Origin of the sequence: Fusobacterium sp., assembly GCF_032477075.1 — a bacterium.
Classification (GTDB): Bacteria; Fusobacteriota; Fusobacteriia; order Fusobacteriales; family Fusobacteriaceae; genus Fusobacterium_A.
Genome location: NZ_JAWDXO010000027.1, coordinates 25,585 through 36,301, shown reverse-complemented (window position 1 = coordinate 36,301; position 10,717 = coordinate 25,585). Strand labels below are relative to the sequence as shown.

Genomic DNA, 10,717 nt, shown 5'->3' with positions numbered 1-10,717 from the left:
CAAATAATCCATTAAATGTAAGCATTATTCTTAGTAATGGTATAAATCCAATTTTTCCAATTATAATTCCTGCTATCAAACCTATTATCAGTTTTGGTAGTAATCCTAATTTTTTCATAAATTTCACTTCCCTTTTTAGTTTTTTATATACTGTTTTTTTATTAATACACTTCTATAAATTTACTAACGGATATCATATCCTGCTTCTACGATTTTAGCTATTACTGCATCTCTATGAGCCTTATCACTGCATTCTATTACCAGTGTTACTTCCTGCATTGTTATTCCTAATTCTACATTATACATACTTTGAGTTATAAATAAAATATTTGCCCTGTTTTTTGTAATCAAGCTTAATAATTTTTCTGTTTCTCCAAATCTATCATGTACTTTTACTTTAAATTCATATCTTCTTCCTGCATTGATTAATGCTCTGTTTAATACTCTTTCTATAAGGTTGACATCTATGTTTCCACCAGATACCACCGCACAAGTCTTTTTACCCTTACAGTCTACTTTTCCAGCCAGTATTGCTGCTAGTGGTGTTGCTCCTGCTCCTTCTGCCACCACTTTGCTTTTTTCCATAAGGAATAGTATTGCTGTAGCTATTTCATCTTCTGTTACAGTTACTACTTCGTCTACATATTCTTTTACCAGTTCAAGAGTTTTACATCCAACTTTTTTTACTGCTATTCCATCTGCTATTGTTGGGATTGCACATACTTCACAGCATTCTCCTTTTGCCAATGCTTCTGTCATTGATGCTGCATTCGCTGATTCCACTCCTATTATTCTTACTGAAGGATTTATTGACTTTATTGCTGTGGCTATTCCTGCAAGTATTCCTCCTCCTCCTATTGGTACCAGTACTGTATCTATATCAATTGCATCTTCTAATATTTCCAAACCTATTGTTCCCTGGCCTGAAATTACATAGTCATCGTCAAATGGATGTAGAAATATAGCTCCTGTTTCTTTTTGAATTTCACATGCTTTTGCAAAAGCATCATCATACACTGTTCCACACAATACTACCTCTGCTCCATATCCTTTTGTTGCTGCTACTTTTGCTATTGGTGCTGTTTCTGGCATTACAATTGTTGATTTTATTCCTTGTGCTGTTGCTCCCAAAGCTATTCCCTGTGCATGATTTCCTGCTGATGATGCAATAACTCCTTTTTTCTTTTCTTCTTCTGTTAAGTTAGCTATTCTATTTAATGCTCCTCTTACTTTAAATGATCCTGTCTTTTGAAGATTTTCAAGTTTGAATAATACTTTACCTCCAAGTGCTTTCTCTAAAGTAGGGCATTCTATCAAAGGTGTTCTTTTTATCGAATGTTCGATGGTTTGTTTTGCTTTTTTAATGGTTTCCAATGTCACTGCCATGAATTTCCTCCTTGGTATTTACCAGATTTAATAAATCATTTACATTTTTAATTCTTCAGCTTCATATTTTTAGTTAAAATTAATATTTTTATAACTTTTTTTTTATTTTGGTACAACATAAAATAGAATTTTATGTTTTAAATCGAAATAATAAGTCCTAAAACTCTATATCTTAATACGTTTCAAGTATAATACTATGCCCATATTTAGTCAACCCTTTTTTATTGGTGAAGGTAATATATTATATATGGTTATTATATTTAATTTAAATTACAGAATAGCTAAAGTTCATTTTTTTTTACTACCTTTTTTTTAAAATTATAAATAATACCATTAAAAATATTAATGAAACCATTGATAAATATACTTTAATAATAATTTTATATTACAGAAATTCAAAAAAGTCTTTTGTCCATTTATTTAGTACGCATGAAAAAATTGACCTTTTTTTGCCAACAAAAAAATAGGAAAAGTTCTCCCATTTTTAATAAATATTTTTCTAAAATAAATTTTATAAATATATTTTTATTAATTTATTCTCACCCTATTTGTTATAACTATTTTTTGAACTTTAGAAGTTCCTCATGTATTTCTGTTATTTTTGTATCCCTCATTATTCTTTCAACTGGAAACTTCTTTAAATATTCATTCCCTTCTAAAAGCTGTACTGCTTTTTCTGTCACTTTCATAGTTATTTCTGAAATAAGAAATTTTGACATATATCCATATTCTTCTCTTCTATTTCATACCAGCTGCTTTATATTTCAATAACCTAGCTGCATCTATTCCTTTTTGTAATTCAATTAATAAAAATTGTGTATTCTATGAAAAAATTTTATATTAAAATAATATAAATTTTTTACCAATCAATTTTCTTTAAATAAAAAAAGATCAGTTTTTACACTGACCTCTATAGTTTGATATTAATTTTAAAAACTCCATAAATTCATTTCAAGACGCTTTCTCATAGTAAAGGCTGTAATTATTATAAGAAAAACTCCCCCTATAAGCATTATTCCACCATATGAAAGACTTGTTAACTCCATTCCTAAGCTTTTTAATAAAATAATAGGATTATTTTCAAAACTTATAAACAATCCATTATCTGTATTTTTTACATTACTTACAATAAACATCAAATTCTTCAGAGCTAAAAGACCTGTAATTGCTGAAAGTACTCTTACAACAACAATATATTCCTTATAAAAAAGATAACATGTCAGTATCCCCAATAATACTAAAATTATCCCATTTGCTCCACCTGAACTCATTGAATAAAAATTTATTTTTTCTAATGATGAAACTTTTACTAAAGGGCAAAATGTAGCTAATGCTATCATTCCTGCTCCTAACATTCCTATGATTTTTCTTTCCACAAAATCACTCCCCTATTTTGTTTTATATATGTATATTACCTCATATTCTAAAAAAAATCAACATTCTCCTATAAAAAAAATCACTTTGAAGTTCATTTGTATTCTATAATTCTTTTTTTAACACTGCTAATTTCAAATAAAATATTATTGTTAACACTCTAATATTATTTTTTATAAAAAAATCCATTTTTTCAAATGGACTTTTTTTACTATTTTTTAACTATAATTTTGTATGAATTATCCTTTAAAATTACTTTAAAATTTTTATTATTCATTTACTTTAATCATATCATCAGTTATTTTTATTTCGCTTTCATATATTTTTAACATTCCTGGTTTTCCATCAGCAGGAAATCTAAAAGTACTTTTTATTGCTGCTTTCCCTGGTATATTAATATCTCCAAATGGTCCAGAAGAAAAAACAGCAAAACCATCAACATCTAAAAGTTGTAAAGACTTTTGTTCATGAAGATTAGTCAATCTCATCATTTGCTCAGTATCATTTTTTAGTCCCACAGTTACTTTATATTCTGTTCCCTCTTTTGTTACTGATAGCACAGAACCCTTTATATATTTTTCAAAACCTTCTTTATCATAAATTATTACAGCTTCATCCAAGCTTCCACCTTCTTTTCTTCCTGTGTCTACACCATCTTTTACTCCCTTTAGGAAATTTTTTCCAGTAGACACTGCACCTGATACTACTGATGATACTGCTTCAGTTACATTAGATTTTTCCTCAGAATATGAAACTATACATGTTAATACCCCTAAAATTAAAATTAGTTTTTTCATTTCTTCCTCCCGAAATAATGCTATTACAAGTTTTTATATAACTTTTTATACCACATTTATACTTTTATTTCAATGAATTTTATCATTCTTGAAATTAATATAGCCATTTTTATTAATTTTATAGAGTATTTACTTTGCTAATAAAAATGAGAGATATCATTAAAGATATCTCTCAAAATAATTAATCTAAATCATATTTTAAAAAATCATTTTTTTCCATTGTAGCTTTTATTTTTTTAATATATTCTTCTCCCTCTTCTGAATATTTTATTAACCCATATACTATTTCAGAAGCTGGTTTTTCATTATTTACAGATTCTCTAACTTTTTTATAAACATCATTCCTGGAAATAGTCAATACTATATCTGCAACCGAATCCTTTATTGTATCATATTTTTTTAAATGAGGAACAAAGCCATTATCTCTTGTTCCTTTAGCTGCTATTCTTGGTTCATTGGGATTAGTTGACCACATTCCAAATATATTATTTCCCTCTCTGAAAAATCTTGATGTTCCCCAAGCACTTTCTAATGCACCTTGTGTCAGAATAAGAGAAGTTGGATATATTATCATTTTGGATTCTAATTCCTGCCAGTTACCATATTCTACTCTGTATCTGCTGAAAATATTCTCACAATATTCTTTTTCTTCTTCTGTTAATTCAGATTTTTTTTCAAGTTTTTTTACTATTTCTTTATCATTTTTTATTTCCTCATGTACTACATTTATTGCAGGAAGAAGAAGCTGCACAAAAGCATCTTTTCTATCTTCTGATGAAAGTTTTCTTAAATCTAGTTCTTCATTAGAAAATACATATAATCCTTCTTCATCTCTTTTTTCATATAAATCAGCTACACTATTTATTTCAATTTTTTTATATTCTACTTTTTTTAAAATATTATCATTAATTTTTTTGTCACTATACTTGAATAATATTGCCATAATAAAAATTCCAAAAAGTAAATATTTTTTAATTTTCATCAACACTTCCTCTCTAATGTTATATATTATAAAAATTTATTTGATATAGTATACTTGATTTTCCTTAAAAAGTAAATAATTATTTTCTCTATTGCTTCTTACATAATTTTTATTTCTATCAAAGAAAAAGGAATCCTGTCAATACACAGAATAATATAATATAAGAAATATAATTAGAAAATGTATTTTCATAATTAATAAAAATTACAGGAGATGATATATATGATAAGACGATTACCAGTAGAAAAAATGGGAGAATCTAATTTAGGATGGCTAAAAAGTAAGTTTCACTTTTCTTTTGCTGAATATTTTAATGAGAATAATATAAACTTTGGTGTTTTAAGAGTAATTAATGATGACCATATTTCAGCAAATACAGGTTTTGATACTCATCCTCACAGAGATATGGAAATAATTACTTATGTAATTCATGGATACCTTACTCATAAAGACAGCATGGGAAATGAATCTACTCTTTCAAGAGGTCAAGTGCAATATATGAGTGCAGGAACTGGAGTTCAGCATTCTGAATATAATAATCATTCTGAAGAACTGAGAATACTTCAGATGTGGGTACTTCCTGATAAAAAAGGACATACTCCAAACTACGGAGAATATAAATTTGACTGGAATGAAAGAAAAAATAAATTTCTCCATTTTGTTTCAAGCAAATCTGGTGATGCTCCAATAAAAATTAATCAGGATATTAATTTTTATGCTTTGGAACTTGATGATGGAAAAGAAGAGGAATTTGAGGTAAAACAAGGAAGGCAAGCTTATGTTGTTCAAATAGAGGGAAAATCCTCTATAAATGATCAGGTACTCAATACAAAAGATGGTCTGGAAACTATAGGAGAAAGCTTGAAAATAAAAGCCCTTGGAAAGTCTCATATACTTGTTATTGAAATGCAGGAAAGAGAAGATTTAAAATAATGTTTTCCTTATTTAAAGGCAGTTGAAAGACTGCCTTTTTTGATGTATAATGATAATTAAGACTTATTGATCATCAAAATACAGTTATACACAAAGGGGGAGAATTTGATGTTTCAATTATTGAAAAAATTTTTTGGGGTGGAGTATATGCTCAATCCAAAACAAATACTTGGGGATATTCCTACTACAAAAGAAGTTTATAAGACTTCTTTTAATATTTCATGGCCCTGTGCATTAGAAACTGTTCTGGTCAGCCTTGTAGGGTCTATTGATATAATGATGGTGGGAGGACTTGGAGCACATGCTATTGCTGCTGTTGGTCTTACTAATCAGCCTAAATTTATACTTCTTGCTATGATTTTTTCATTAAATGTAGGGGTTACTGCAATTGTTGCCAGAAGAAAGGGGGAGCAGGATTATTATGGTGCTAACAGCTGTCTCAGACAATCGATTATGTTATCCTTAGGTATTTCTCTGGTAATGGCTTTTCTAGGTTATTTTTTTGCTTATGAAATATTAGAATTTGCTGGAGCTGGAGATGATGTAATTTTAGAATCTGTAGCCTATTACAAAATTCTTATGGTCAGTATAGTTTTTACCGCTTTAAGTCTTACTATAAATGCTGCCCAAAGAGGAGTAGGAAATACAAGAATATCTATGAAAACTAATATTACTGCTAATATTTTCAATCTTATATTCAATTATCTTCTTATCAATGGAGTGTGGATATTTCCCAGATTAGAAGTTAGAGGGGCAGCTATTGCAACTACTATCGGAAGTATAATTGGATGCCTCATGTCTATCTTTTCTCTTTATTACAATACGAACTTTCTGGAAATGAAAGCCAAAGTCAATTGGAAATTTGATAAAAAAACAATGAAAGCCTTTTTAAATATCAGTGGAAGCTCAGTTGTAGAACAGGTCTTTATGCGTATAGGATTCTTCTCTTTTGCTAAAATAGTTGCTGCTCTTGGAACTATAGCTTTTGCAACTCATCAAATATGCATGAATATTATAAATCTTTCTTTTTGCTTTGGAGATGGATTAGGAGTTGCAGCTTCATCATTGGTAGGTCAAAATCTTGGTGCCAAAAGACCAGATAAAGCTATAATATATGGAAAAACTGGTCAGAGAATGTCATTTATAGTCTCAACATTATTATTTCTGCTTTTCTTTTTTGGAAGAAGGTTTTTAATCACATTATTTAATTCAGAAGAGCATATAGTTTCTCTTGGAGCTACAATCATGATAATAATTGCATTTACAACTCATGTTCAAACTTCTCAAACTGTTTATCTTGGTTGTCTACGTGGAGCAGGAGACACTAAATTTGTTGCTTTAATATCATTTATAAGTGTAGCTGCTGTAAGACCAATTTTAGCTTGGATACTTTGTTTTCCAATGAATATGGGCTTGATGGGTGCATGGATAGCTCTCTTTGCAGATCAGACAATAAGATATATTTTAAGTAAAATGCGTTTTAATAGTGGTTACTGGACAAAAATTGAAATATAATTTATTTAAAAATTAAACTGATAGTGAAAATAATATAGTTGTACTGACTAAGACTTCATTTAATAAATATACTAAAATAATACTTTTTTTAACTTTTAAAATATAATAAATTATCCACTAAAAAAAGATGGATTTAAACAAAACTTCCATCTTTTTTATTTTCTCATTTTTTATAAATTTTATTAATTTATTTATTAGGTTAAAGATATCTAATACAGCTAATCTTCTTCCATTTCCATTTTATGTTCTTTAATTAATGAACTTGACCAGTTAAATAATTCAGCAGAATAATTCAAGAATCCCTCTTCAGAAATATTCTCTATCTTTTTTATCTCCATATATATTTTTAAGATTTTTCTATCTTCTTCTGATAATTTAGGTAATAAATCTGCTTTTTTCTTGATATATCTTCCTGTTTCATAATAATATTTTGCCTGTAATACAAAAGAAGCTGCCTTGTATAATGAAAATAATATTTCTAAATCTTTTTCATGCAGAATATTATGCCCACACATATGATATATATTGCAGGAACCAACTAATATTGCTCTCCTTATATCACTCTTTTTAATAGTAGGAAGAAGAAAATCTATATTTCCAACTAAAGGTTCTGTATCATAGTAAAATTGAAATACATCTGCCTTTTCCCAACTGTTTAATTCTTCCCTACCTGAAATGAATCCACATATTTTTTCACTATCCTCCATTTTAGAAATAATCTCATCATATTTTTTCAAATCTTCTATTTCTACTTTATCTAAAATTATAACTATATCTATGTCACTTTCTTGTGAAGCCTCTCCTCTTCCATGACTTCCCTGTAACCCTATAAATTCAATTCTATTGCCAAACCCTTTTTTTATTTCTTCTACAAAATTTTTCAGCCATTCTTTTTTGATTAAAAATGTCATATTGCCCTTCCCCCCTTTTTTGATTATTTTAGAATAATTTTATTCAAAGTCTATCCCAGATTTTTTATATATGTCTATAAAATGTCCCAGTGGTCCAATTCCTTTACCTATAGAAAAAGAATTCTCTATTGCCTGAGTTATATACTCTTTTCCAAATCTTACACTTTCTTCAATAGAATTTCCTTTGGCCAAAAGAGATGCTATTGCTGAAGAAAGAGTACAACCTGTTCCATGAGTATTAACTGCCTCAATTTTCTTTCCAAAAAATTTTATTATTTCACCATTTTCTAAAAGAAGTATATCTGTACAATTATCTGCTCTATGCCCTCCTTTTATAAGAATATTTTTTACTCCAAAATCCTGTATTTTTCTAGCAGCTTCTATTATATCTTCCTCATTTTTTATCTTCATATCAGCTAATACTTCTGCTTCTGGTATATTAGGAGTAACTAGAGTTCCTATTCCTATAAATCTTTTTAATTCTATTAAGGCTTCTTCTCTCAACAGTTTGCACTTGTTTTTTGATAACATAACAGGATCAATAACTATATTTTTTGCTCTATACTTTTCTAATGAATCAGTAACAGTTTTTATTATTTCTATGCTTGAAAGCATTCCAATTTTTATGCTGTCAACTTCTATATCCTCAAATATAGCTTTCAATTGTTCTTTTATTATATCTTCTGATAGTTCCTGTATTTTAGAAACTCCCAGTGTATTTTGAGCTGTTACAGCAGTTATTACACTCATTCCATAAACTCCCATGGCACTCATGGTTTTTATATCAGCTTGTATTCCAGCTCCACCACAGCTATCTGATCCTGCTATTGTCAACACTTTTTTCATTTTCCCCTCCAGAAAACAATAAAAAATAGCCAGCTTTATATAATATTAAAGAAATTAAAGTATAATTTACTTTTAAACTAATTTTAGCTGACCATCTTCTTTTATTCACCTATTTTTATCATATAATTTCCATTATAATGGATTTCATCCACAATTATTTCTTCATGTATAGGTCTTTTTTCATCAAAACTTCCATTTTTTCTAAAGAACTCATTAATATTTTTTACATCTTCTGGTGTTAAAAAAAATATCATAACACAGTTCATTATTTCAAAAAATCTATACCTGTCTTCTGGTACAGGTTGCTCCCTATCCCATACCTCACAAAATTTTGCAAAGTTCTCTGATGCCATCATTCCTCCTAAAACTCTTTCTTTAATTTTAAAACTACAGGACAGTGATCTGAACCTAAAATTTCATTATGAATCTCTGCTCCTTCCATAATATCTTTTAGTCTTTCAGAAACCACAAAATAGTCAATTCTCCATCCTGCATTATTTTTTCTAGCATTAAATCTATACGACCACCAAGAGTATACTCCAGTCAGTTCAGGATAAAAATGTCTAAAACTGTCCACAAACCCACTTTTTAGTAATTCAGTGAATTTTGCTCTTTCTTCATCAGAAAATCCAGCATTCTTTCTGTTTGACTTTGGATTCTTTAAATCTATTTCTTTATGGGCTACATTTAAGTCTCCACATATGATAACAGGTTTTAATTTATCTAATTTCATTACATAGTCTTTAAATTCATCTTCCCAGCTCATTCTATAATCAAGTCTGGCTAATTCTTCCTGAGAATTAGGAGTATAAACTGTTATCATATAGAAACCTTCATATTCAAGGGTTATTACTCTTCCTTCTTTATCATGTTCTTCTATTCCTAAACCATAAGATACTTCTATTGGTTTTTTCTTAGTAAATATAGCTGTTCCTGAATAACCTTTTTTTTCAGCATAGTTCCAGTATTGGTGATACCCTTCCAAGTCTAATTCTATCTGTCCTTCTTGTAACTTTGTTTCCTGAATACAAAAAATATCTGCATTTTCATTTTTAAAATAATCTAAAAACCCTTTTTTTACAGCAGCTCTTAAACCATTCACGTTCCATGAAATTAATTTCATATTTATCTCCTTCCAAGATTTTTACTCTTATTAAATTATATCATAAAATCTGTTTATTTTTCAATTTATTAATTTAAACCAATCTGAGAAACCTCTATTGACAAATGAAGTGGTATATTGTAATAAATTATTGTCTTTAATATCATATGTATGGAGGAAATGTATGACAAATTTAAAAAATATTATTGAGAATTTTAAACCTGTTGATGTAATTGATGAAACAATTAAAGAAACTCTTCAAATTCTTTCAGATTTCTCTGATTTAAAAATAACAATTCTTGAGAAAATAATTGAAAGAAATTTAATTTCTGGAACTTTTTCTGATTCAGATTTTAAAGTTCCTATTTCTAATATTATTATAAAAGAATCTGGACAAACAATTCAGAACATAGAAAATGAAGATACTTTCATTGATAATATTCTTATTTATCTGAAGGGAATATTTAAATGTGATAAAGATATGGCAGATATTCTAATAAAAAAAATAACAAAAGAATTGATACAAACTATTAAAAAAGATAATAAAGAAACTATATTTTCTTTAATTGCTCCAGAAGGATTTAATATTATCCGATATGACCTAGCATTCCATAATAAGCCTTTAAGTTCTAAAAAAATAAGAGAAAAAGTTCACAATAATTTTTCCTATGTTATTGTAAAATCTCTTGTTAATACAAGAAAATTAGTATTTAATGATTTTTTCTCTTTATATTCAACTCTGCTGAAAAAATATTTTGGTGAGAATAATGAAAAAATTAAAAAAAATTTAGCTGAAATGAGAGAGATTTATTCTATCAGTTTATCAGAATAACTTTACTTTTAATTTCTTCTTATTATCTTTAAAAAAAGA

12 protein-coding genes are annotated in these 10,717 nt (G+C 28.0%); 3 read left to right on the top strand and 9 right to left on the bottom strand.

The features are described from left to right. Positions 1–183 precede the first annotated feature (183 nt). The 5 genes from ilvA to E6771_RS11285 form a co-directional block, all read right to left on the bottom strand. Positions 184–1,386 carry a threonine ammonia-lyase gene (ilvA, locus tag E6771_RS11305; protein ID WP_316091431.1) on the bottom strand — a complete coding sequence of 401 codons (1,203 nt, stop codon included), beginning with the start codon at positions 1,384–1,386 and terminating at the stop codon, positions 184–186. A 557-nt stretch (positions 1,387–1,943) separates the two neighbouring features. Then, entirely contained in the window at positions 1,944–2,105 is a 162-nt protein-coding gene (locus tag E6771_RS11300) for an acyl-CoA dehydrogenase family protein (RefSeq protein ID WP_316091430.1), read from the bottom strand. 210 nt (positions 2,106–2,315) lie between these two features. After that, a complete protein-coding gene (locus tag E6771_RS11295) occupies positions 2,316–2,762 on the bottom strand; it encodes a hypothetical protein (protein WP_316091429.1) in 447 nt (148 codons plus the stop codon). A gap of 267 nt (positions 2,763–3,029) precedes the next feature. After that, entirely contained in the window at positions 3,030–3,557 is a 528-nt protein-coding gene (locus E6771_RS11290) for a hypothetical protein (RefSeq protein ID WP_316091428.1), read from the bottom strand. 181 nt (positions 3,558–3,738) lie between these two features. Continuing rightward, the gene (locus tag E6771_RS11285) at positions 3,739–4,539 is read right to left on the bottom strand and encodes a glucosaminidase domain-containing protein (protein ID WP_316091426.1); all 801 of its coding nucleotides are present in this window, start codon (positions 4,537–4,539) and stop codon (positions 3,739–3,741) included. A 222-nt stretch (positions 4,540–4,761) separates the two neighbouring features. Here E6771_RS11285 and E6771_RS11280 point away from each other — a divergent pair, with 222 nt between their 5' ends. After that, the gene (locus E6771_RS11280) at positions 4,762–5,472 is read left to right on the top strand and encodes a pirin family protein (protein ID WP_316091425.1); all 711 of its coding nucleotides are present in this window, start codon (positions 4,762–4,764) and stop codon (positions 5,470–5,472) included. 108 nt (positions 5,473–5,580) lie between these two features. Then, positions 5,581–6,987 carry an MATE family efflux transporter gene (locus E6771_RS11275; protein WP_316091424.1) on the top strand — a complete coding sequence of 469 codons (1,407 nt, stop codon included), beginning with the start codon at positions 5,581–5,583 and terminating at the stop codon, positions 6,985–6,987. A 218-nt stretch (positions 6,988–7,205) separates the two neighbouring features. On the opposite strand, the gene E6771_RS11270 is transcribed toward E6771_RS11275, so the two are convergent. The 4 genes from E6771_RS11270 to E6771_RS11255 all read right to left on the bottom strand — a co-directional run bounded on the left by E6771_RS11270 (position 7,206) and on the right by E6771_RS11255 (position 9,867). Then, positions 7,206–7,898, bottom strand: coding sequence for a nucleotidyltransferase domain-containing protein (locus E6771_RS11270; protein ID WP_316091423.1), 693 nt, complete (start codon positions 7,896–7,898; stop codon positions 7,206–7,208). Positions 7,899–7,937: 39 nt separating this feature from the next. Then, on the bottom strand, positions 7,938–8,744 hold the full coding sequence (gene thiD / locus E6771_RS11265; RefSeq protein ID WP_316091422.1) for a bifunctional hydroxymethylpyrimidine kinase/phosphomethylpyrimidine kinase: 807 nt from the start codon (positions 8,742–8,744) through the stop codon (positions 7,938–7,940). A gap of 101 nt (positions 8,745–8,845) precedes the next feature. Further along, positions 8,846–9,097, bottom strand: coding sequence for a hypothetical protein (locus E6771_RS11260; RefSeq protein ID WP_316091421.1), 252 nt, complete (start codon positions 9,095–9,097; stop codon positions 8,846–8,848). Between the two features lie 8 nt (positions 9,098–9,105). Then, positions 9,106–9,867, bottom strand: a complete 762-nt coding sequence (locus tag E6771_RS11255; RefSeq protein WP_316091420.1) for an exodeoxyribonuclease III — start codon at positions 9,865–9,867, stop codon at positions 9,106–9,108. Positions 9,868–10,030: 163 nt separating this feature from the next. On the opposite strand from E6771_RS11255, the gene E6771_RS11250 reads away from it, so the two are divergent. Further along, positions 10,031–10,678, top strand: a complete 648-nt coding sequence (locus E6771_RS11250; protein ID WP_316091419.1) for a hypothetical protein — start codon at positions 10,031–10,033, stop codon at positions 10,676–10,678. Positions 10,679–10,717: the final 39 nt, after the last annotated feature.